The following is a 24,365-nucleotide window of genomic DNA, read 5'->3' as shown; positions in this document are numbered from 1 at the left end:
CTTTAATAATCGGCTAATTATAAATCTTCACATTGATAATCAGCGGTTTAAGCACAAGTTGTGAATTGTGAGTTATGAATTTAAAACTAACAATTCAGCACTCATTCTTATTTGCAATTGGTACTCTCAAAACCCATACTTCACCACAATTCAAAACTCATAATTACTTACATCCTTTTGCATTAATTAAAATTTTTCCTTCCAAAACTTCATAAGAACCTGCGACAATATTGGTGATGATGTCTAATTTTTGGAAAAGACTCTCATTTTCAAAAGCTCCCGTTACTTGGCATTCTGCTAGAAGAGCTTCATTATAGACAATCTCAATACCATAAGCCAATTCGATTCTTTTGAAAACTTCGCTTAGCGGCGCTTCGTTAAATTCAAAAGAAATGCCATTGGCATTGACAATAATGGGTGTAGTGATTAATTTTTTATCATACTGATCCGTATTTCTATCAAAAATGGCTTGCTGATTGGGTAGCAATACCACGCCTTTTAAAGTATTTTCTTTTTTACGTTCATTTAGGTTTTTAAAAACACTTACTTTTCCTTCTTGAACAGAAACCACAACGTCTTTCATCTCTTCAAAAGCCTTTACATTAAATCTCGTGCCCAATACTTTGGTCGTTACTTCATTTGCCATCACTAAAAAAGGTTTAGTTGGGTCTTTTGAAATATCGAACGTTGCTTCGCCTGATAGAATGACTAATCTTCTATCATTTTCAAAATTTTCTGGATACGTAATTTTACTTTTGGGCGCCAATAAAACGGCCGAACCGTCGGGCAGATGAATTAAGATAGGTTTATCAAGTTTATTGACTTTCTCGATATGAGCTTTGTGTAAAGTCGCTAAATTTTTATGATAAGCTGTGTTTTGCAAAGAAAAATAAACCAAGCCAATGAGCAAGATGATGATGGCTGCTCCAGACCAAACAACAGAAGACGATAATTTCAGAATCTTGGCTAAAGAAGTTTTTTTCTTATTCGTTTCCTGAATTCTCGAAAATATATAGTTTTTAGCTTCAACAGAAATATTATTCGATTCATAGGTTTTAAGCCCCATCTGAATTGTTCCAATAATTTTTGCTGCCTCTATGTACTCTCTTTTATTTGTGGGATTACTCGCCAACCAAGTTTGCCAAAATAGCTTACTTTCATGATTTGGATTTAATTGATGGGTCACGAAAACATCATCAATTAAAAAATCTGAAACCGAATATAGTATATAATTATTAGCCATCTGTTCTGTTACTATTTTACAAAATAGACACAGCCCTTATTGTTATATACTCACTATAATCTAAAAAAAAATTAAAAAAATTATAATTTTAAAATCGGTAATGATTTTCTTAACTTCTCAACAGCACGAACAACTAAGTTTTGTGCTGATTGTCGGTTGATACTCATCACATTAGCTACTTCGTTGTATTCTAAATCTTCCACAAATCTCAATCGAAGTGCTTCTTGTTGGCGTGGCGGCAATTCGCTAATTAATTTATTCACTAATTCTTCTTTCGAAAAACCATCAACATTGTTAAGCAGAGTGGTTTCTTCAGAAATGGCTTCGTCCCACAATTCATCAAAATCACCTTCGTTCAAAGCCATGTATTTACTTTCTTTTCGAAGAATTTGGTTTTGCATTCGGTTTTTTAAAGCCCTCAGTAAATAAGCACGAATATTATTAGGCGTAACAATGTTGTTTCTTTTATCCCAAATTTCCGTAAAAACATCATGGATACAATCAAACACAAAGTATGACGAAAGTGAAGAAAGACTCATTCCGTATCGATACATCGCACCCACATTTTGCTTATAAATCAATGAGTACGCTTTCTCATCTCCTTTCTTAAAGGCTTCCCATATATTGGTTTCTATCTGTTCGGAATCCATGCTTTCGTTAGATAAGCGACATTACAATGTTAAAATAATATCATTTTTAAACAAAAAAATACAAACTAAAGCTCTTAACATTCATGTACTGTCATGGATAAGTAATTATACAATACTTACAAAAAATTGAGCGCATCAATCCTTGCTTTTGAACTAATATTATAGTTTAACAGATAATCAACACATTTCTGAGTTGATTATCTGTTTTATCCTTCGATAAGTAAATCATCTAATTATCTTTCCAGTACCTTCAAGCTCTTTGTACTTCTCAATAAACTTTTTATCAAGTGTTTCCGAATCTTTGTACTTTATCCGTAATTGAGCCAATTTTTGATGTAATTCTTTCTTTACAGCCGCATACTTGGGGTCGTTATAAACGTTTTTCATTTCGTTTTTATCGTTCGTGCGGTCATACAATTCCCATTCATCAATGTCATAATAAAAGTGTATTAGCTTATATTTTTCGGTTACGATGCCGTAATGTCGCTTCACCATGTGAATACTCGGATATTCATAATAATGATAATAAGCAGCATCTCTGAAGTTTTTGTCATTTCCTTTAAAAATTGGGATCAAGCTTTCGCCTTGCATATCGCTTGGGGCTTTAATTCCTGCCGCCTCAAGGAACGTTTGGGCAAAATCGAGGTTCTGTACCATTTGTGTATTTTTAGAGCCTGGTTTGATAACTGTTGGCCATTTTACCAAAAGTGGCGTTTTGAACGACTCATCGAAGATAAATCGCTTATCAAACCAACCATGTTCCCCCAAATAAAACCCTTGGTCTGAAGTGTAAACCACAATCGTATTCTCTTCTAAATTATTTTGCTTTAAAAAGTCTAACACCTGCCCCACTCCTTCATCTACCGAAGCGATACATCCCAAATAATCTTGCATGTATCTTTGATAACGCCATTGCATTTTCTCTTTTTCGGTCATAGAAGGAAATTTTTTAACAAATTCCTCATTCATTTTTCCGTAGGCTTCATCCCAAGCTTTTCGCTGTGTTGGATTCATTCGCCCTACAGTGTTTTCGTAAAAGCGAATATCATAAGGATGCGATTCTTTAATGCCCAGTTTTTGCATATTTTCTGGAAATACTTTCGAATCTCCAGCCCAATTCATGTGCGTAAGCAAATTCATCTCTGCTTCTTTGGAAGCTCTACCCCTACCCTCATAATTATCAAAAAGAGTAGCAGGTTCAGGAAAAGTTTTATTCAAATACTCTTTAAAATGGCGTTCGGCTGGTAACCATTCTCTGTGCGGCGCTTTATGTAGATAAGCAAGAAAGAATGGTTTATCTTCATCTCTTTCATTTTTTAGCCAATTGATTGTTAAATCTGTAATAATGTCGGTCACATAGCCCAATAGTTTCTTTTTACCTTCTTTTTTGGTAATAATGTCTGGGTTGTAATAATTGCCTTGGTCTGGTAAAATCTGAAATTCATCAAAACCTTTTGGATTATTACCAAAATGTAATTTTCCAAACATGGCTGTTTGGTATCCATTTGCTTGAAGAATTTGCGGGAAAGTAATATTGGTGCTATCGAAAGGAAAATAATTATCTATTTTACCATTTATATGACTGTGTTTTCCGGTTAAAATTACTGCACGAGAAGGCGCACAAATAGAATTAGTCACACAAGCATTGGTAAAAAGCATGCCTTCATTGGCAATTCTATCAATATTGGGAGTCTGAGTAAGGCGTTTATCATAAGCTGAGATGGCTTGATAAGCGTGGTCGTCGGACATAATAAACACAATGTTTGGTTTCTTTTGCTTTTTAGACTTGAAAGCAAAAAACGCAACAGCTACCGAGCTGATGAGTAGCAGTGTGATAATTATTTTTTTCATAGAGAAATTGTTAATGGATATTTTGAAACCGAGCAACGCAATTGACTAATTTTTACAAAGAATCAAAATGATACAATAAAATTTGAAAATACTATAAAACAGCTTCATATAAAAATAAAACATGAATTATTATAATTAAATCAATAATCCCATCAAGGAATCGGTAATAATCCAATTAAAAAGGGACTTAAAAGCCCCTTTTAGCATCAAATTTGTAGTTTCAGGTTAAAACCTCCCAAGCTCCATTTCTTTGTAATGTGATTTTTTGCTGAAATCTTTCAAAAAACCAATCTGCAAAAACGGTTTCTTTCGTTCTGTTCTCTTTTTCCAAAAGCTTCACTCCTACCGAACTGTTTAATGCTTCTTCATTGACTGAACCGTCTTTGTGAAGAAATAGACTTGAAAATAATTTTTCAGAATATAAACTTCTTAATTCTTCCACGATTCCATGAAATATTTCATGTTTAGACGCAATGGCCAGTTGTTGTAAATAATCCAAAAACCATTGATTAAACTCTCCTTTCCAATATTTTTCAATTTCTTTACTCTTCAATTTCAATTCAGTATTTGGAACAATTGGCGCAACCTGAACAGTACTTGTCCCTTTCAACACATTCGGATTTTGCAAAGCCCAAGTAACAAAACCAATCGGGTTATGAATATTCTTGCCTTCAAGAATTAATTTATTGGTTTTACTGATTTCCTGTCCTACAGCTTCTATCCCATAAATATTAATCCATTGTTCCAATAAAGATTTGGTCATTCCTTCCCAATTTTTAGTCACATTCAGCAAATCATCTAATTCACCATCTGTACTTATCTCTTCGGCTATTTCTGGGAAGTATAACATTTTTCCCACGTCTTGCTTATTTTTATTAGGCGTAATCCAAAAAGTTAAGGCTGTAACAGCTCTTCCTGTCTTTACTTCATCGAAAGTAAATTTAATGTCCGTAAATTCCTCAAGGTCTTCTTGCGCTTTTACAATGACTCTTTGCTTAAAATTGCCGTAAAGTGGATATTTATCAACTACATCCAACATTTCTTTCAATTCCTGAATTTTAATTTGCCTCTTGCCTATCGTTTCGTACTGTTTTAGCAATTCGTAGATTCGGATGGAAAACGAGCTTTGTAGCTTCAAAATATTTCTTACATCATACATCAAAAACTGGCTTTGCAATTGAAGCAAGAACGGTTTCATGTCTGGATGAAAGGAAATATCTAAATACTTGGCTGATTTTTCTTCTACAAAGCTTTTAACGCCTGTGGCTATATGTGTGAAGAGTTCCATCTTTCCGTCTGGCGTGTCCATCAACACTCTTATTTCTCGTCTTCCTAAACGCTCTGCTCCTTGTTTGAGGTATTTGTAGGAATGTCCATCTTCTTGCAATTCAAAATCTTGAATTACTTCGTGTAGGTAAATTCGATATACTTTAAAATCTTCATCGTCTCGATGAATTTTCATTAACATTTTAGTGAAAACTCGCATTTCCCAAATGTCAAATCTATATTTACCTTCCACCAAACGATTTGCCTTACGAATAAGCCTGACAACATTGGTTTCTTTCTCTGTATTGCTATTATTTTTATCGTTTTTGTGCTTTTTCATTCTCTACCGAAATATTACATGACGATTTTGGTAAATCTGTTATATTATCTAACAATTATAGCCTTTTTTTAGGTAATTCTGTTATAGTAACTAGGTAATTCTGTTATACTTCTCGGTAAATTTGTTATACTAACCGGTAAATTTGTTATATTTAAGCTCATAAGTATCTATTTATCAATTGGTTACGAGCCCCGAAAATACATTAAAAGACATATAAAAGAATTAAAACAAACAAAGAGGAAATTTTTATTTTTGAATGTTGTCCATTTTATTTTTTTCTCTTTGTTTAGAAGGCTTTTATTATAAATTGTAGCTATTATTTACTCCGAAATTGTTGACATCTATAATCAACTATAACAATTTTACCTAAATTCTTCTGAATACTATTTATTCTTTCGTGATATTTTAAGATAAAAATGTATTTTTCAACAATTCTAAAAGCTTTATAGATGATGTGGTTAAGGTCTGTAATAATAGATAAAATGTAGGCTACAAATTCTGGTATTTTTGTTATAGTTGATGATTTTTTTTCATTTTTAGCACTCTTTAAAAGTGCAACGCTTGCACTTTTAGGAATTTTGTTATACTTACAACAAGTGAAGCCTTTTGTACTTTGAATGAAAAGTGCAACACTTACACTTTTGGTATTTTTGTTATACTTCGAATTTGAATTATAAATTTCCTTGTTTCCTGTGCATTCCTAAAAGTGCAACGCTTGCACTTTTAGGAATTTTGTTATAGTACAGATTTTAATTGATATATTTTTTTGATAAGTAAATCGCAATCGGATTCTTTAGTAATGTTATTGGCTAATTCAATAATCTGACTTCTTAATGTTTCTTTAGGAATAGTACTGGCAATAATTGCTGGACTAGATTTTTCAGTTTTGCCGTAGATTTCGTTTAAATCAGCAATTGACTCCACTCCTATATCTTTACGATCCGCTAAAAGTTGAATTTGTTTTTTACTTAAAGTAGAAGTCCCACTCAATACTTGTTCTTGAAGTACTTTGCTTAATTTCGATAAACCTTCCGCAAATTTGCCATCATTTTTAATGGTTCGAACACTTACATTAAATTCATCCGCTAATTTTTCGGCAACATTTACAGGCTTATTGTCTTCGCCTTGTACTTGCAAGGCTACTCCTCTACTGCCTTTTTGAGTATTATATTTCAAACCTCGCAAATAAGATTCTTCTTCAGGAGTAATATTTCGTCGTCCTAATTGTAAATCAATCATAAATTCTTTGACTTTCTCGATAGATTCAAAGATTTTAAGATTGATTTTAAACTCAATTTTATTTTTCTGGCAAATCGCATAGCGATTATGCCCATCAACTAACACATACAACGTTCTATCAAGGTCATCTTGTTGAAGTTCCGTTGACGTCGTTTCCCAAAGAATTAGCGCATCTTGGCAACCATGCGTAATTAAATTTTGCTCAAGCTGAGTAAATTGCTCTTGACTAAGCGGGCGGATTAAATCTCTTAATTCATCAAGAATGACGATTGAATTTTTAATGCGCTCAACGTCATTAAAGCCACCAATAGGAGCGGGCTTTGGAATGTTGTGTATCGTGGCTACTTCTACTGCACGTTTTTTAAATATCTCTTTTTTCGATCCCATCTGCTTATTCGTTTGAAATTACTTCGTGAGCAAGTTCCATATAGGCTGTTGCTGCTTTTGATTTAGAATCGTATTGGAAAATATCCTGATTCATGTACTGGCTTTGTTTTAAAACCGTTGTATTTTCGATAACGCTCTTAAAAACAGGGATAGAAGGATATGTTTCTTGAACACTTTCCATCATTACTTGATGAATAGTTTGATTTGGATGAACCATCGTGAATAAAAAACCACGTACCTTCAAAGAAACATTCGTATATTCTCTAACAGCCGAAATTTTTTCTAGTAAATTTTTAACGCCATTAAAAGCAGAAGATTCTGGCTGAATAGGAATAATACATTCAGTAGAAGCATTCAAGGCTGAAATCGTCATTAAACTTAAAGAAGGAGGGCAGTCGAAAAGAATAAAATCGAATTGGTCGTTCAAAGCCTGAATTTTTTTAGCTAAACGCATTTCAGAACCTACTTCCGTAATCAGTTTTACTTCATAAGTAGCCATTTCAATATCTGATGGCGATAAAAATAAATTGGGTTCAATTTCAATGAGTGGGAGAGGGTCTCGTGAAATCAAAGAAGTAATTACTTGCTTTTCAGGAGAATGAACCCCAAAGCATTGAGATAAATTTCCCTGAGAATCCATATCAACCAATAAAACTCGGTATTTTAACAAAGCAAGCGCTTTACCTAAGTTTATAGTTGAAGTAGTTTTCCCAACACCACCTTTGTGATTGATAATAGCAATACTTCTTGCTTTAGAGAAAGTAGAGTCAGTATAACCATAGTTTCTCATGGCAACTTCTAGTTTCTCTAAATGTTTATTCGAGAATGCCTGAATGCCTTCTAAAGCTTTATAAATAGTAGTTGCAGGTATTTGAGCTTCTTTTTCAAGTTGAGTTCTATTGATAGAAGGGCGTGAAAAGAGAAATTTACGGACAGTTTCAGTCGTAATCATTCGATTTAATGTTTCGATTTTAACTTTTAAATAATAATCAAATATATAATATTTTATATATAAATAAAAGTAAAATATAAAAGTGTATATTTTAAAAGTGAAATTATTATATGTTTTGAAGCAATAAGTCTATTTTTGATTTTAACCATAGTACTTATTCGCACTTTGAATGAATGTTTGTTAATCAAATATTATGATAATTAACGGAGTGAGTAGGAGGGATGTGCGTGATTTAGAACCAGCATTCTCATAAATGAAATCGTGGTTTTGTTCAAAATTTAAATAGATTTCATGGTCATTAATTCATTTTAATACAGGATAAAAAGAGTATTAAAAAGCATATTAGCTAGTAAAATAGATGGTTTATTTTTTGATGAATATGAGATAAGTACAATTTTTGAAACATGCAAAGCATGAAAATAGCCAAGCAAATTGAAGCTTTTAAGTGTTTTTTCAAAAATATTTAGGCATCTTATTTTTGTCAATTTATTGAAAGACAAACTATTAACAGTTTTCAGATAACGGATAACTTGTATGAAGTACTTAAAACAAGAATCTGATTTTTATTAATCAAAAAGCGGTCAAAATTCTTTTTGACCGCTTTTTGATTAATATAGAGACAATTAATCTTTATTTTGAGAAATCAACTCATTAATTCCATCCACCACCAAGTGCCCGATAGGTATTCACAAGGGCATTCATTTGTTGCATTCTGGTTTCAATCAATTCCATTCTTGATTCTAATACATCACGCTGAGTCAATAATACTTCCATATAATCAGCTCTGGCAGATTTAAACAACTTGAGCGATATGGCTGTAGATTGCGTAAGTGCCTGTACTTGATTGTTTTTCATCGTGTAGTTTTTCTCCAAATTATCAATATTAGATAATTGGTTAGCTACTTCGATATAAGCATTCAGAATGGTACGCTCAAAATTATAAACAGCTTGTATCTGTTTGGCATTGGCATTTTTATAAGTTGCCGTGATGGCATTCTTATTGATTAATGGACCCGCTAAATCTCCTGCCAAAGAAGACATCAAGGTCTGAGGGATACTTGCCAAATAAATAGGGTTAAATGACCTCAAACCCAAAGAAGCCGAAAGTCCTAAAGAAGGATAAAAATTAGCTTTTGCAACGCTTATATCTAATTTTGCCGCTCCTAATTTGAATTCAGCTTGTCTGATATCAGGGCGATTTTCCAACAATTGAGAGGGAACACCCGCATACATTTTTGAAGGAATTAATTCACTAAAATGTTCTGAATTCCTTTGAACGTGTTGCGGAAACCTACCTACAAGGAAATTGATGCGGTTTTCAGTCTCAACAATATGTTGTTGAATTTTGTACTGAAGGCTTTTTGTTTTAAAAACCTCTGCTTCAAACCTACGTACAGCCAATTCGCTTACTTTTGCGGCTTCTTTTTCTAATTTGATAATCGTTAAAGCATTGTTAAGAATATCAATGTTTTTTTGGATGATGTCCAATTGATTATCCAATGCCATCAATTCATAATAAGAATTGGCAATTTCAGAAACAAGATTAGTAACCAAGAAATTTTTCCCTTCGACCGAAGCTAAGTAATTGGAAACAGCCACTTTTCTAGCATTACGAAGTTTGTGCCAAATATCTACTTCCCAACTGGCGAAAGCGCCTAAATAAGTATTGGGTAAGATTGATGGCGTTGCTTTACCTGGTTTTATTTCAGAAATCTCATCACTTGCTCCTTGACTGGTGTATCTTGATGTTTTTTCAACACCAGCACCACCGCCAAGATTAACGAAAGGTAAGTATTCTCCTTTTCGGGCGCTTATTTCGTTCTGAGAAATTTCAATTTCTTGTAAAGTAATGTTTAACTCCTGATTGTTGTGCAAAGCAGTATCAATTAGGGCAGACAAATAAGGGTCAGTAAAATAACTTTTCCAAACAGTTTTTGCTGTGTTGGTAGAGTCCTGAGCGTTATTAAAACGCTCAGGGACATATTTACTTTCCTTTTTTTCAACGATGTTAACGGGTACGACACAAGCCGAAACCGATAATGCTAAGACAAAGAATCCCAAGCATTGACGGGCGATTTTATTGCTTATTGTTTTCATTATTCTTCTTCGGGTTGAGGGAAATTGTCGATTGAATGGACAAAATCTTCGGTTAATGAATCTTCATCTTCGTTTTTAATCAGCTTTCTACCTTCGGCTAAACTTCCGAAAATGTAATATAAGCCCGGTACAATGATTACTCCGAAAATTGTTCCGAAAAGCATACCGCCAAGGGCTGACGCTCCGATGGTATGATTACCAATTGCCCCAGCACCATGTGCAAGAATTAGTGGAATCAAACCTGCGATGAAGGCGAAGGATGTCATCAAAATTGGACGGAAACGTACTTTTGCTCCTTCGATAGCCGCTTCTCTTACAGTAAAACCTTCCTTATGCTTCATCATGGCAAATTCTACAATCAAAACCGCATTTTTCCCCAGTAAACCAACCAACATTACAAGCCCTACTTGTGCATAAATATCATTCGCTAATCCCATTAATTTGAGCAACAAAAACGAACCAAAAATACCCGCAGGCAATGAGAAAATTACTGACAATGGAATCAAGAAACTTTCATACTGTGCTGCCAATACAAAATACACAAACACGACTACAATCAAGAAAATGTAGATGGCTTCATTTCCACGCATTGTTTCATCTTTTGAAAGTGCCGCCCAGTCAATATCAAATCCTTGTGGTAAGGTTTCTTTTGCTACTTCTTGAATCACCTTAATGGCTTCACCACTACTGTATCCTTTTGCAGGAGCTCCTCTGATGGCGGCTGTATTATACATGTTATAGTGGTTAATTTCGTTTGCGCCTTGTACTTTTTTGATTCTCATAAAGGCAGAAAACGGCACCATTTCATCACGATTATTTTTTACATACAGTTTCAAAATATCCGTCGGAAGTCTTCTGTATTCTGGTGCTGACTGCACGAATACTTTAAAGAAACGTTGGAATTTGATAAAACCGAGTTCGTAAGTACTACCGATAAAAATCGACAAAGTATTCATGGCATTACCAATAGAAACGCCTTTTTGCATCGCCAATTGGTTATCAATTTCGATTTCATATTGTGGATAATTCGCACTAAAGAAAGTAAATAAGCCTGTTAGCTCTTTACGTTTTCCCAATTCTTTCATGAAATCATTTTTCACATTTTCCAGTTGTTTGTAGTCACCAGAGTTGGTTTTATCTAACAATTGTAAGGCAAAACCGCCCGCTGCACCATAACCCGGAACCGCTGGTGGATCGAAGAATTCAATCGTTGCTCCCGGTATCTCTTTGGCTCTTTCTTCCAGTTCATAAATGATTTCATTCACCGAATGCTTGCGTTCAGACCAAGGTTTTAAGTTAATCAAACAAGTACCAGCGTTTGAACCTCTACCTTCGGTAAGTACCTCATAACCAGCGATTGATGAAACCGACTGTACACCTTCTACTTTCTGAATGATTTCTTGTAGTTTACCAGAAATATCATTGGTTCTTTCCAAAGTTGAACCCGGAGGCGTTTGAATAATGGCATAAATCATCCCTTGGTCTTCAGATGGAATAAAACCTGAAGGAAGAATCGTAGTAATACCAAAAATACCAAAACTGAAGGCCAATAATATTCCGAAAGTAAGGACTCTTCGGTTTACGATTAATCTTAGTAAACCTACATATTTACCTGTCAGTTTTTCAAAACCGCTGTTGAAACTATCCAAAGCCCTATTGAGCCATGTTTTCTTTCTTGGTTGTCCATGATTATTTTTCAAAATCATAGCACAAAGTACTGGTGTAAGGGTCAAGGCAACGAAACCTGAAATAACGATAGATGTTGCCATCGTAATCGCAAATTGTCGATAGAAAATCCCTACTGGACCCGTCATAAAAGCTACTGGAACGAATACGGCGGTCATCAATAAAGTAATGGCAATTACCGCACCACTGATTTCTCCAATTACTTTTCTTACGGCATTGTAAGGGGAGAGATGTTCTTCTTCCATCTTGGCATGGACGGCCTCGACGACGACAATCGCATCATCGACGACAATACCAATCGCTAACACAAGGGCAAAAAGCGTAATCATGTTGATAGTCAGTCCGAAAAGTTGCATAAACATAAATGCACCAATCAAGGATACTGGAACAGCAATCGTCGGAATCAACGTTGAACGCCAATCGCCCAAAAAGACGAATACTACCAATGCTACCAAAATAAAGGCGTCACGTAAAGTATGAATTACGTTTTCGGTGGAAGCATCAAGGAAGTTAGAAACGTCATAACTGATTTCATAATCCATGCCCGGAGGGAAGGATTTCTTGAGTTGCTCCAATTGTTCTTTTACTTTTCCAATTACTTCGCTGGCATTACTTCCATAAGTTTGTTTAAGTACAATCGCCGCTGATGGATTTCCGTTTAGGTTGGAATAAATATCGTAATATTCACTACCTAATTTAACTTCTGCCACATCTTTCAAACGAAGAATTTCTCCATTTGGGTTGGCTCTGACAATCACATTTTCGTACTCTTCTGGCTTACTAAATCTATCAGAATAGGCTAAAACGTACTCTAAAGCTTCCGAACGACTACCATCGCCTCTACCGATACGACCAGCCTTACCAATAACACTTTGGTCATTAAGGGCTTCCATTACTTCATCTGGCGAAATATTATAAGCTCTCATACGGTCTGGGTTTAACCAAACACGCATAGCATATTGACGGCTACCCAAAATTTTTGCTTGTCCTACACCATTAATCCTTTGTAATTCAGGAATCATGTTAATCCCTGCATAATTGAAAAGGAATTTCATGTTGGCGTTTTTGTCCTTACTGAACAAGTTAACGTACATCAACATACTTGGCATGATAGGAGTAATTACTACCCCTTCTCTTTGTACTAATGCTGGAAGTTTGTTTGTGACTTGTTGTACACGGTTTGAAACCTGCACTAAGGCTTCGTCGGGGTCTGTACCCAAATTAAATACAATTTGAATGTTTGCTTCGCCCGCACTGGTAGCATCTGAGGTCATGTATTTCATGCCCCAAGCACCGTTAATGGATTGTTCCAAAGGAATAATCACCGACTCTGCCAGTGATTTAGCACTTGCACCCGGATAAGATGCAGAAACCATAACCATCGGAGGAGCAATTGAAGGAAACTGCGAAGTAGGCAGTGTCTTAATCGCCAGTACGCCCATGAAAATAATAACGAGCGATAATATGATGGCTAATACTGGCCTCTTGATGAATTTATTAAACATATTATTAGTTTTTTGAATCGTTATTACTACTCAGCATACACTCTTAAATTGGCAAGAACTTTTTGAGGTTCTTCATAGTCGTAGGTTATTTTGGAATTGTCTTTTACCTTACGAATTCCCTCAAGTAGTATTCTGTCATTTGCTGAAATACCACTTTCTACAACATATAAATCGGGCATTTCAGCGCTGATAGTGATTTCTTTTGAATGCACGATATTGTCTTTTCCTACCACAAAAACATACTTTTTTTCCAGTACTTCAAAAGTAGCTTTCTGAGGAATAATCAAAGCATTTTTGAATGGCACAACCATTTGGATATTACCAGTTTCTCCATGACGCAAAAGCCCTTTTGGATTCGGGAAGGTCGCTCTGAAGGCAATATTACCCGTTTCATTATTGAAATCGGCTTCAATGGTTTCCACTACACCTTGATGGTCGAATAGCTGATGATTTGCCATCGACAGGTTTACCGTCATCAATTTATTGCTTTGCGTAGTAGCTTTATAATTCAAATATTCAGCTTCCTGAACGTTGTAGTAAACCCACATTTTGCTATTGTCCGAAAGCGTAGTCAATAAATCGCCTTCTTCTAAAAGACTTCCTAATCTAACTTGGAAATGGTCGATGATACCATCAAAAGGAGCTCTGATTTCAGTGAAACCAAGATGTACTTTAGCGACGGCTAACTCAGCCTTTGCTTTATCTAATTTGGCTTTTGCTAAGGCTAACTCATTGCGAGACACGATATTACTGTCTGCTAATAGTTTGGTGTTTTTGTATTCTACTTCTACAAAATTGGCTTCTGCTTCTGCTTTTTGTACTTCTGCTTGGTATTGTACAGGTAGAATTTGAAATAAAAGTTGTCCTTTTTTAACAAACTTACCTTCGTCCACAAAAATTTGTTTTAAATAGCCTCTTTCCAATGCTCTTAGTTCGATATGCTGAATGGCATGAATCTGACAAACATAATCATTCGTAACAGTAGTATCTTTTTGGATAGGACTGGTAACCAATAGCTTGGATTCTTCTTTCTTTTCTTCATCTTTTTTAGATTCACAGCTAGTATGGCACAACAAAGCACCCAAGCTCATGATGATGAGATTTTTTTTCATGATCATTTTCTTTAAATATATAGTTCCGGAAATTTTAGATTGTATAGGGTATAAAAAGACGCACAGCGCTAATGATAGCCTATTAATGTTGACAATAAGAATGAAAATTGAATGGGGAGATGATTAGTGCAATATCAGATTGTCACTAAAAGCATTGGTATCATATTCTGAATACACTGAATACGATGAATAATTTATAAAGAGGATAATGTGAAAAATGCTTACCGAAATGTAAGACTTGAGAAGTATTGAGTACTAAAAAAAGTTTTGCGTACCAGTTATAAAAAGGAGCGGAAGTAATGTAAGTGTTTGCTACATTCTTTTTGTGAGAGATATAGCTTTCTTCATCGTCATCTTCTTTATGCTCTTCCTCAGAATCGTAAAATAAATTTTCACGATTATCATGTGAAATAGTAGTGAAGATGTTTACTAAATCAGGTTGATGATTATTAACACTGATATTTTTGACTGGGGCAAAAAAAGCAACTTCTCTGTTTGTTCGAGCACTTAGCTGATTGCTAAGACCCAACAAGAGAATGCTAATTGAGAGGAGATATTTGAATATTGCCTTTGTCATCAACGGCTAAAGTAATCTACGTTGATTATTCCTACAAAATTTTTAATCTTAAATTTTCAATAAATGACAAAAGTTCTTTTATTATTCATATATTATCTTACAACGTTTAAATAAATTATCGACTTGATAAAAACATTGGCTCAATCTTTAAAGCAAATTTGCTTCAAAATTGAGCCATTTGTTTATCGCTTTTTTTCTCTTACGAAGTAATTTTCTTCTTCTTTGATTTCGATACAGGGCTTTCACCGATAATCTTATCAATGGTTGCTGTTGTGGTCTTTTCTGTGGTAATACTCAATATTTCCGCCATTTGTCCAAACGCCCATTGGCGAGCCTGTGCCATTACAATATGATTTTAGTTACTCTTTTCCATCACTACAATGTCGGCACGTTTAGAGGTGTCCGTACCAAATAGCATAAAAAGTATTCCCTTTTTTATCTGTAGATTCAAAAATTTTGTGTTCAATTATTTGAATTTCAGCATCTTCAAAAACACTTAGGGAAAACTTTGTATCTTTTAATATTTGGTTGATTTTTTGTTAGTTTTTCGTTCATTCGGCTACTGATTATAATTATTTCTATATATTTGTCCTTGCAAATATAAATTACAATATTATAATTACAAGGATGATTGCGAGAAATAGCCAAGTTGAAATCATTGAATTGCTCGAAGAATTTCCAGCAGTAAGTATTTTAGGCCCGAGACAGGTTGGGAAGACAACGCTTGCGGAAGAGATAGCATTATCTCTAAGCCCTGAACCGATATATCTTGACTTGGAAAGCCCTATTGACCAAGCAAAGTTAAATGACCCAGAAGCCTATTTTGAATTACACAAAGGAAAACTTATTATTTTGGACGAAATCCAGCGTGTACCTGAATTATTTGCAATATTAAGAGGAGTAATTGACCGCAGAAGAAGGCAAGGTTTCAGAACTGCTCAATTCCTGATTTTAGGTTCAGCATCACTTGACCTTTTGAAACAGTCGTCGGAATCTTTGGCTGGAAGGATTGCTTACAAAGAATTGACAGGTTTGACAGCTTTAGAAGTCAATTCTCTAAGCCAAAACAGTATTGATATGCTTTGGCTGAAAGGGGGCTTTCCAGATAGTTTTCTTGCTAAAACAGAATCAGCCAGTTTTAGATGGCGACAAAACTTTATCAGTACTTATTTGGAAAGAGATATTCCACAATTGGGGGCAAGAATACCTGCGGTAACATTACGCAGGTTATGGACAATGTTGGCACATCATCAAGGAGGACAATTAAATACAGCACAATTAGGAGCAAGTTTGGGAATAACTATTCCAACTGTAAAGCGATATATTGAATTATTAGAAGATTTATTTCTTGTCAGAACTATTCTGCCGTGGTCTGGAAATGTTGGGAAAAGATTAGTCAAAACTCCCAAAGTTTATATTCGTGATAGTGGATTGACTCACGCTTTGCTGAACCTTACTACTCAAGACGATTTGTTGGGGCATCCAATTGTTGGAGCAAGTTGGGAAGGTTTCGTTATCGAAAATATCATTGCTTGTTTACCTCAAGGGCTAACATTTTGGTTTTACAGAACTTCAGCAGGAGCAGAAATAGATTTAGTCATTGAAATCAACAATCAAGAAAGATATGCCATTGAGATAAAACGTTCTTTATCACCTACGGTTTCTAAAGGTTTTTATTTGGGCTGTGAAGACATAAAAGCCACAAAACGCTACGTAGTTTATCCTGGAAAAGAAAGCTATCCTTCTGCTGAAGGAGTCAAAACTATTTCTTTGGTAGATTTGATGAAAGAATTACAAGGTTAAGTTTAAATTGTGAATATCAATTGGCTAACGACTTTAAACTCCTAAAATAGTTTTGTGCGAATATTTGAAACATAAATCATCTCAAACTTTTAAAATCAAAAAGCGGTCGAAAACTGAATTTTCGACCGCTTTTTGATTGATAAGACACAGATTATAAGTATCAATATAAAATTATGAATTATAAATTATGAGTTATGGTTTTCGTTTTCAGTAACTTAATTTTTAATCAAAAATAATCATGCACTACCACTTAGGTAATGAAATTTTATAATTCATAACTAATAATTCATATCTCAATTTTATCGTTTAAAATAATTCTTTCTCTTTTTCGCTTTTGCTGATTCGCTTTCACCGATGATTTTGTCGATAGCCGCTTGCTTTTGACTTTTTAAAAGTCGGTCAGCTAAATCTGGGCGATTGAGTTTGTGTAAACGCTTACGGATCCAATCTTTAAATTCTGGTTTGTACCAGAAGAAGTAATTGTTCTGATTTTGCTTTTCCTCTTTCGTTTTTGCCGTTTTAATAGGCAATAAAGTATATGGATGTACACCAGAATAATAAATTACTTCGGCAACCGTCATCGGTGTAGGAGTGAAGTCTTGTACTTGTTCCAATTGAAAACCTAAATCCTTCGTTTCAGCAGCAAGATTTGCCATATCAGCTTCTTCACAGCCGGGGTGCGAAGAAATAAAGTAAGGAATCAAAGGCTGTTTCAAGTTATGTTTTGCCTGAATGTTATCGTATTTTTCCTTGAACTTTCTGAAATACTTAAACGATGGCTTACGCATTACTCGCAAAGTAGCGTCTGAAGTATGCTCTGGAGCAACTTTCAAGCGACCAGAAACGTGGCGAGTAACCAATTGTTCCATGTAAATATCATGGTTGCCATCTTGGTTATTTTTATTGAAATCATCCACCAATAAATCATAACGTACTCCCGAACCCACAAATGCTTTTTTGACACTTGGATGAGCATCTACTTTTTTATAAATCTCTGTCAAAGGCGTATGAGAAGTATCTAAGTTCGAGCAAATTACAGGGTGAATACAACTTGGACTTTGGCAACGATTACAAATGGATTCATCTTTCCCTTTCATTTGGTACATATTCGCCGAAGGACCACCCAAATCTGAAATATAACCTTTGAACTCAGGATGATTCACGATTTGATCAACCTCTTTCATAATCGACTTTTCACTACGAGAAGCAATAAATTTGCCCTGATGTGCCGAAATCGTACAGAAACTACATCCGCCAAAACAACCACGGTGCATATTAATCGAGAACTTAATCATCTCGTAAGATGGAATCGGTCCTCTTTTTTTATACTTCGGATGTGGCATACGAGTATATGGCAAATCGAAAGAAATATCCATTTCTTTTTCCTCCATCGTTTTGAAAGGAGGATTAATTACCAGCGTTTTATCAGCTACTTTCTGAATAATACGATTCGCTTGCCATTTGTTCGATTCTACTTCTACCACTTTGAAATTGGCAGCGTATTTGAGTTTATCTTTCAAACAAATTTCATGGCTTGAAATTTCTACCGTATCCCAGTTGTTGAACTCTCCAAGAGGCTCAGATGCAGGCTGTAAGTAAGAAATCTGGTTGACATTACGAATGGTATCTAAAGGAACACCTTGTTTTACCAAACGCAAAATCTCACGAAGCGGTTGTTCGCCCATGCCATAAACCAACATATCCGCACCCGAATCGAATAGGATAGAAGGCAACAATTTATCTTGCCAGTAATCGTAATGAGTAACACGACGAAGCGAAGCCTCAATACCTCCAATCAATACTGGAACATCAGGATATAGCTCTTTTAAGATTTTGGTATAAACTGTAGTGGCATAGTCAGGACGATAGCCCGCTTCGCCACCTGGCGTATATGAATCATTTGAACGCAAACGTTTGTTGGCTGTATAATGATTCACCATCGAATCCATACAACCAGCCGTTACGCCAAAGAAATATTTTGGTTTTCCTAATTTTTTAAAGTCACGTAAATCATCTTTCCAGTTAGGTTGAGCCACAATCGCAATTTTGAAACCCTCACTTTCGATGATACGCCCAATTACAGCCGTTCCGAAGGCAGGATGATCTACGTAGGCATCTCCCGAAATCAGAATTACATCCAATTCGTCCCACCCACGTTTTTCTACCTCTTTTTTGGTCAGAGGCAACCAGTCAGTTATTGGTCTTTCAATCATGATGTAAAATTACACAAGAAAGGAATGATAAAAATCATTTTTCTACAATAATTAAGCAAATACTGTTCTTAATTAATGGCTATTGAATTTATTTTCAGCTCATTAGATTTAAATTTCTGATTATGACAGCAATTACTTTGTTCTTGTTATGCCAATAACTGTTTTGGAAAGAGATTTGTTTGGGGGACATTTACCAGAGTAATGAGCCATACCTGAAAATCAATTCATACTCAAATCTTTAAACTGAACGGGTGTAATGCCCACCACTTTTTTAAATAGTCGTGTAAAGTAAGGTGGGTTTTCAAAACCTAATTGAAAGGCTGTTTCTGCAATGGTATTATCGCTACTCAAAAGTAGGTTTTTAGCTTCATCAATCAAGTAAATATGGATATGGTCTAAAGCTGTTTTTCCAGTTTCTTGTTTTAATAAATCGCTTAAATAGCGAGCAGAAGTATTAAGCTGTGCCGCCATTGAAGTAACGGTGGGTAGCCCTTCTACTTGTAATTGCCCACTTTCAAAATAATGATTCAATACTTTATTAAATTTAGAAACCATCGTTCCCGATAATGTCGTGCGGGTGATAAACTGTCTTTTATAAAAGCGTTGCGCATATTTTAAGATAGAATCAAAATGTGTCAGAATGATTTCTTTGCTAAATTCATCTTGATTGTTTTTATATTCAGCATCTATTTTATGATACAGTTCCCATATTGTTTGTTCTTCCGAAGGGGATAAATGCAAAGCTTCATTGGCTTCATAATCAAAATAATGGTACTCCTTGATTTCGTTGTGTAGGCGATGACCCAACAGATAATCTTCATGAATAAAAATCACAAAAGATTTCTCCGACAATGCGACATTATTGATTTCAACCACTTGTCGTGGTTTTACAAAAGACATTGAACCATTATCGTGGTCATACTTGGTTTTACCATAGCTAAAAGTACCAGATTTGATTTTCTTGAATGAAATCATATAAAAATCACCAGTAAATTTATTTCCTCCCCAAGAGCAAGTCGTGAGTTCCTGACAAGTCAACAGGCTCATCATTGGGTGTTCTGGTAAAGGATAGCCACTTGTTTGATGTAATTCCGAAATTGTTTTATAATGGTTCATGCCTTTTGATGGTTAAAATTTGATGGCCAATTTACCAATCGTTTTTCCTGACTCTAATTGCGTATGGGCTTTTTTCAAGACATCTGCTGATAATCCATGAAGTGTTTCTTTTAAAGTACCGACTAATACGCCTTCATCCAATAAATCAGCTACTTGATTCAAAATATGATGTTGCTGAATCATGTCTTCTGTTTGGAACATCGAACGAGTGTACATCAATTCCCAAGAAAAACTAACACTTTTTGTCTTTAATTTATTCAATAAAAGGGGTACTGTACTGCCTGTAATGGAAGCAATATGTCCTTGCGGTTTGATGAGTTCCGCCATGCTATCCCAATAAAAATTGGTATCTACAAAATCAAGGATAAAATCAACAAATTGAAAACCTTCATTGCGTACTTCATTGACTAAATCTTGATGATTGACGACTACGTCTGCACCCATTTCTTTACACCAAGCAATACTTTCAGGACGAGAAGCCGTTGCAATCACTGTTAAGCCAAGCAGTTTTTTGGCTAATTGAATGGCAATAGAACCCACGCCACCAGCACCACCAATGATTAAAATGCTTTTGCCTTTATCTTTTTCAAGACTCAATCGCATTCTATCAAATAATATTTCCCATGCAGTTAAGGCTGTCAATGGAATCACAGCCGAAGCTTCGTCGCTCAAAGTAGTTGGTTTTTTGCCTACAATTCTTTCGTCGATTACTTGATATTCAGCATTCGAGCCTTGTTTGGTGAGGTCGCCAGCATAGTAAACTTCGTCACCTACTTTAAATAAAGAAACATTTTCACCTATGGCTTCCACTGTACCCACGGCATCCCAACCAATGATTTTTGGATGCTCCAAAACGCTGTCTTTGGCTGCACTCTGTCTGATTTTAAAATCTACTGGATTCACCGATATTGCTCTGATTTTCACCAATAATTGATGTTGAACAGGAACAGGTTTATCTGTTTCAAAGTCAATAAAACTATTTTCTTCTACGATAGGAAGGGAGCTTTTAAATCCAACTGCTTTCATGGTTATCTGTTTTTTGTACGCTGATAGCTTTTAATAGCTATCAGCGTTTTAGATTTCAAACGAATTTTCACAAAGATATGTTCAGCTACTTGCCATGAGCTTTGCTACTTATTTCTTTCCAAGCATCCCAAGTCGCTAAACGTTGCTCATAAACTGCTTTGGCAACAGGATAACCAATTTTACCCAAGAAAAGACGTAATGGAGGTTCAGGACTATTAACTAATGCCAAAACAGCATCAACAGTAGCACTCGGAACGCCATAGTTATCAGGATTATAAGTACTTTGGAAAGCAGTTTTCATCTCATCATAAGCCTCTATTCGTTCAGATTGTGCTGATGAAGCACCTGCCCAATCGGTTTCATAACCATTAGGTTCAATCAAAGTAACCTTGATGCCAAATGCACTTACTTCACTGGCTAAAGTTTCTGTTAAACCTTCAACAGCAAATTTTGAAGCATTGTAAAGTCCTAAAGTTGGAAGTGTAAAGATGCCCAAAACGCTACTTACTTGGATGATATGCCCACTTTTTTGCGCTCGCATATAAGGTAAAACAGCTTGCGTTACCCAAAGTAAACCAAAGAAATTTACTTCCATTTGTTGTCTGGCTTCTTGTTCTGAAGCCTCTTCTACCGCTCCGAATAAACCATAACCTGCATTATTAATCAATACATCAATTTGTCCGAAATGCGCATGAGCTTTTGCTACTACTTCAAAAACCTGCTCACGATTGGTAACATCTAATTGTAAAGGAAGAATTTGATTCCCAAAATCTTCAGATAAATCTGTTAAATCTTGTAGATTTCTGGCTGTAGCAATTACTTTATCACCATTTTGTAAAAAGGCTTTTGCCCATATTTTCCCGAATCCACGAGAAGCGCCTGTAATTAAAATCGTCTTTGTCATATTTTTGTTTTTTTTGATGTGACAAAGTTAAGTGACGCCTTTCCGCTCAGGCTTATACAAAAATCGGTACTTATGATACATAATGACGTTGAGTGGTTTTAACCCTAAAATTGTTTGAAAACACTCCTTCCAGAACACACCCCAAGCCCTCAAGGGGCCTAAACACGAATAAGAGGCTGACTTTTCTGGACAGCCTCAGTGATATATTCAAAGAATAAATGTATTGCTATATTTTCCGCTCTCTAATCTTATACTCCTCAATATCAATCAGGGTATGGTATTTTCTGATTAATTCTTCATCAAATTCATCCAGATGATTTATTTCATTCAATAGCGTTCTTTGTTCTTCCAACAATTCAAGGTAAATAACCTGATTCTTTTTTACATTAAATCCTTCAAAAGTATCCTTTGTTTCAATGGCTTGGCTTAAAAAACTTAGTTCAATAGTTAGTCGTTGGTACAAATTATTAATATGGTCATTTTGAAGGCAATTCATACCATATTTTTCTTCTAAATATTGTAGCGAGTTTTTTGCCATTTTATGTTGGATACTTACTTCCTGTTCTTTTTCAGGAATGGCATTATCCACTAATTTCACCTTTTTAATAAGCCAAGGTAGCGTAAGTCCTTGAAAAACTAACGTAACCAAAATGACGATAAAAGTGATAAAAAGAATGAGGTTACGATTCGGGAAAGGCTGCCCTTCTTGAATGAGCAATGGAACCGAAAGGGCAGAAGCCAAGGATACCACACCACGCATACCTGCCCAACCATGTATTAGGGGTAATTTCCATCCGGGGTTAGCGTCGGCTACTGTAATGTATCGGCTGATAAAACGGGTAAAGACCGATGCTCCCATCGAACAAGCAATTCTACTAATAATGAGTACCAATGAAATGATTAAACCATAGCCAATGGCTGTTTCTAAACTGGTTTCGCCAAGCTGTGCCACCACCGAAGGCAATTGAAGCCCAATCAGCATAAAAACCAAACCATTCATGACAAACACTAAACTTACCCAAACATTAGTACTTTGAAGCCTACTTAGGTAAGTAAGCATACTTTGGCGTTTACTAGATAATAAAAGCCCCCCACTTACTACTGCCAGTACGCCCGAAAAATGAAAATGTTCAGCGGCATAATACATGAAATAAGGCGTGAGGAAAGTCAAAACAACTTCTATACTTGGTGTAGTGGGCAACCATTTATGAATGGCGTAGAAAATATATCCGACTGCTAGTCCTATCAATGTACCCATTATAATAACCAAAAAGAAATTACTGGTGGCATCTTGCCAATGAAATTGACCAGTAATCACTGCTGCTAAGGCAAAGCGAAATACAATAAGAGAAGATGCATCATTCAATAAACTTTCGCCTTCGCCAATGCTCAAAAGTGCCTTGGGTACTTTCAACTGACGCATGATGGTGGTGGCTGAAATAGCATCTGGTGGAGAAATAATTCCTCCTAACAAAAAGCCAAGGGCTAAAGTAAAACCGGGAATCAGTGCCTGAGAAACGAATGCAATGACGCAAGAAGTAATAATCACAACAGGAAAAGCAAAACTTGTGATTGCTCTTCGCCATTTCCAAAACTCCTTCCATGAAGTTTGCCAAGCGGCTTCATAAAGTAATGGAGGCAGGAAAATAAAAAAGACTAAATCGGGCTCAATCGTAATGCTAGAAAAGATTGGAAACAAGCTAAGTGCCAAACCTCCCAATACTAAAACGATAGGATAGGCAATTTTTAACTTGTTGGCAATCATGACCAAAGCCAAAATGATTAAAATAAGCGTTACATATTCAATGAATAAACTTTGCATGAAAGAAGGTTTTAAAAACGTATAAGTCTAAGAGTTTTGATAGGAACGTAATTCCGAAGATATAAATATTTATCAAAAATAGCCCTTACTTACCTAATTTAATGATTATTCTTGAATAAATACTTCTCCTTTACTCAACAACCTTGCCGTTCGGATAATCCCTGATTTTTTAATTGTTACTTCATCTTCATGTCGCTCAAAATCTAAACTCACAGTAAATTCTCCTGAAGGATGCTCAATGGATAAGTTTTGAGGAGTAATATTTGTTGGTGCGAATTGAGCAATTCCATCTGTTACTGTATTCGGAATAATACAAGCGGTAGCAACCGAAACAGCCGCTATTGTGTGATAGAAGTTTTACCTTTCCCAACCACAACTTGTACAAAAAAGTAATCTAAATCAGCCAGTGGATTTTCAGAAATACTCACAATGGCGACTTTACTGCTTAGCGAAGTAGCTCCTCCCAAACCATCAATTTGGCGAGCATCACCCTCGATGTAACAAAACATTATCACGAGGCATGGTTTGAATGGTGTAAGCTGGACCACAGATTTTCATGTTGGAAGCGATGGGCTT

The 24,365-nt window shown here is 35.5% G+C and carries 19 protein-coding genes; 1 reads left to right on the top strand and 18 read right to left on the bottom strand.

What is annotated here, in order from left to right; all coding sequences use genetic code 11:
• Positions 1-163 precede the first annotated feature (163 nt).
• The 11 genes from VB798_RS21365 to VB798_RS21315 form a co-directional block, all read right to left on the bottom strand.
• Positions 164-1,243 (bottom strand): FecR family protein, encoded by a 1,080-nt coding sequence (locus VB798_RS21365; RefSeq protein ID WP_323689274.1) that lies wholly within the window; start codon positions 1,241-1,243, stop codon positions 164-166.
• 80 nt (positions 1,244-1,323) lie between these two features.
• The gene (locus tag VB798_RS21360; RefSeq protein ID WP_323689273.1) at positions 1,324-1,893 is read right to left on the bottom strand and encodes an RNA polymerase sigma factor; all 570 of its coding nucleotides are present in this window, start codon (positions 1,891-1,893) and stop codon (positions 1,324-1,326) included.
• Between the two features lie 225 nt (positions 1,894-2,118).
• Positions 2,119-3,744 carry a sulfatase family protein gene (locus tag VB798_RS21355; RefSeq protein WP_323689272.1) on the bottom strand — a complete coding sequence of 542 codons (1,626 nt, stop codon included), beginning with the start codon at positions 3,742-3,744 and terminating at the stop codon, positions 2,119-2,121.
• Between the two features lie 220 nt (positions 3,745-3,964).
• Complete coding sequence (locus VB798_RS21350) at positions 3,965-5,350, bottom strand: replication initiation protein (RefSeq protein ID WP_323689271.1); 1,386 nt, start codon at positions 5,348-5,350, stop codon at positions 3,965-3,967.
• 735 nt (positions 5,351-6,085) lie between these two features.
• Positions 6,086-6,976: a hypothetical protein gene (locus tag VB798_RS21345; protein ID WP_323689270.1), complete on the bottom strand. Its 891-nt coding sequence runs from the start codon at positions 6,974-6,976 to the stop codon at positions 6,086-6,088.
• Positions 6,977-6,980: 4 nt separating this feature from the next.
• On the bottom strand, positions 6,981-7,928 hold the full coding sequence (locus tag VB798_RS21340; RefSeq protein ID WP_323689269.1) for a ParA family protein: 948 nt from the start codon (positions 7,926-7,928) through the stop codon (positions 6,981-6,983).
• A gap of 651 nt (positions 7,929-8,579) precedes the next feature.
• The gene (locus tag VB798_RS21335) at positions 8,580-10,025 is read right to left on the bottom strand and encodes a TolC family protein (RefSeq protein ID WP_323689268.1); all 1,446 of its coding nucleotides are present in this window, start codon (positions 10,023-10,025) and stop codon (positions 8,580-8,582) included.
• On the bottom strand, positions 10,025-13,216 hold the full coding sequence (locus tag VB798_RS21330; RefSeq protein WP_323689267.1) for an efflux RND transporter permease subunit: 3,192 nt from the start codon (positions 13,214-13,216) through the stop codon (positions 10,025-10,027). Before VB798_RS21330 ends, VB798_RS21335 begins: the two co-directional genes overlap by 1 nt.
• Positions 13,217-13,242: 26 nt before the next feature.
• A complete protein-coding gene (locus VB798_RS21325; RefSeq protein ID WP_323689266.1) occupies positions 13,243-14,328 on the bottom strand; it encodes an efflux RND transporter periplasmic adaptor subunit in 1,086 nt (361 codons plus the stop codon).
• A gap of 160 nt (positions 14,329-14,488) precedes the next feature.
• Complete coding sequence (locus VB798_RS21320; RefSeq protein ID WP_323689265.1) at positions 14,489-14,860, bottom strand: hypothetical protein; 372 nt, start codon at positions 14,858-14,860, stop codon at positions 14,489-14,491.
• A 244-nt stretch (positions 14,861-15,104) separates the two neighbouring features.
• Positions 15,105-15,248, bottom strand: a complete 144-nt coding sequence (locus tag VB798_RS21315; RefSeq protein ID WP_323689264.1) for a hypothetical protein — start codon at positions 15,246-15,248, stop codon at positions 15,105-15,107.
• 284 nt (positions 15,249-15,532) lie between these two features.
• Here VB798_RS21315 and VB798_RS21310 point away from each other — a divergent pair, with 284 nt between their 5' ends.
• Positions 15,533-16,708: an ATP-binding protein gene (locus VB798_RS21310; protein WP_323689263.1), complete on the top strand. Its 1,176-nt coding sequence runs from the start codon at positions 15,533-15,535 to the stop codon at positions 16,706-16,708.
• Between the two features lie 299 nt (positions 16,709-17,007).
• Here the strand turns inward: VB798_RS21310 and VB798_RS21305 are convergent, their stop codons facing one another.
• From VB798_RS21305 to VB798_RS21280, 7 genes are all read right to left on the bottom strand, one after another.
• A complete protein-coding gene (locus VB798_RS21305) occupies positions 17,008-18,921 on the bottom strand; it encodes a YgiQ family radical SAM protein (RefSeq protein WP_323689262.1) in 1,914 nt (637 codons plus the stop codon).
• A gap of 219 nt (positions 18,922-19,140) precedes the next feature.
• A complete protein-coding gene (locus VB798_RS21300; RefSeq protein WP_323689261.1) occupies positions 19,141-20,037 on the bottom strand; it encodes a helix-turn-helix domain-containing protein in 897 nt (298 codons plus the stop codon).
• Between the two features lie 12 nt (positions 20,038-20,049).
• Positions 20,050-21,063: a zinc-binding alcohol dehydrogenase family protein gene (locus VB798_RS21295; protein ID WP_323689260.1), complete on the bottom strand. Its 1,014-nt coding sequence runs from the start codon at positions 21,061-21,063 to the stop codon at positions 20,050-20,052.
• 85 nt (positions 21,064-21,148) lie between these two features.
• On the bottom strand, positions 21,149-21,967 hold the full coding sequence (locus tag VB798_RS21290) for an oxidoreductase (protein ID WP_323689259.1): 819 nt from the start codon (positions 21,965-21,967) through the stop codon (positions 21,149-21,151).
• A gap of 226 nt (positions 21,968-22,193) precedes the next feature.
• Positions 22,194-23,789, bottom strand: coding sequence for a Na+/H+ antiporter (locus VB798_RS21285; RefSeq protein ID WP_323689258.1), 1,596 nt, complete (start codon positions 23,787-23,789; stop codon positions 22,194-22,196).
• Between the two features lie 105 nt (positions 23,790-23,894).
• Positions 23,895-24,074: a hypothetical protein gene (locus tag VB798_RS24390; protein ID WP_407654181.1), complete on the bottom strand. Its 180-nt coding sequence runs from the start codon at positions 24,072-24,074 to the stop codon at positions 23,895-23,897.
• Positions 24,075-24,127: 53 nt separating this feature from the next.
• Entirely contained in the window at positions 24,128-24,298 is a 171-nt protein-coding gene (locus VB798_RS21280) for a PrpF domain-containing protein (protein ID WP_323689257.1), read from the bottom strand.
• Positions 24,299-24,365 lie beyond the last annotated feature (67 nt).

The organism is Arcicella lustrica (assembly GCF_034930985.1).
In the GTDB taxonomy this organism is placed as follows: Bacteria; Bacteroidota; Bacteroidia; order Cytophagales; family Spirosomataceae; genus Arcicella; species Arcicella lustrica.
This window is presented reverse-complemented; position numbering and strand designations above follow the sequence as displayed.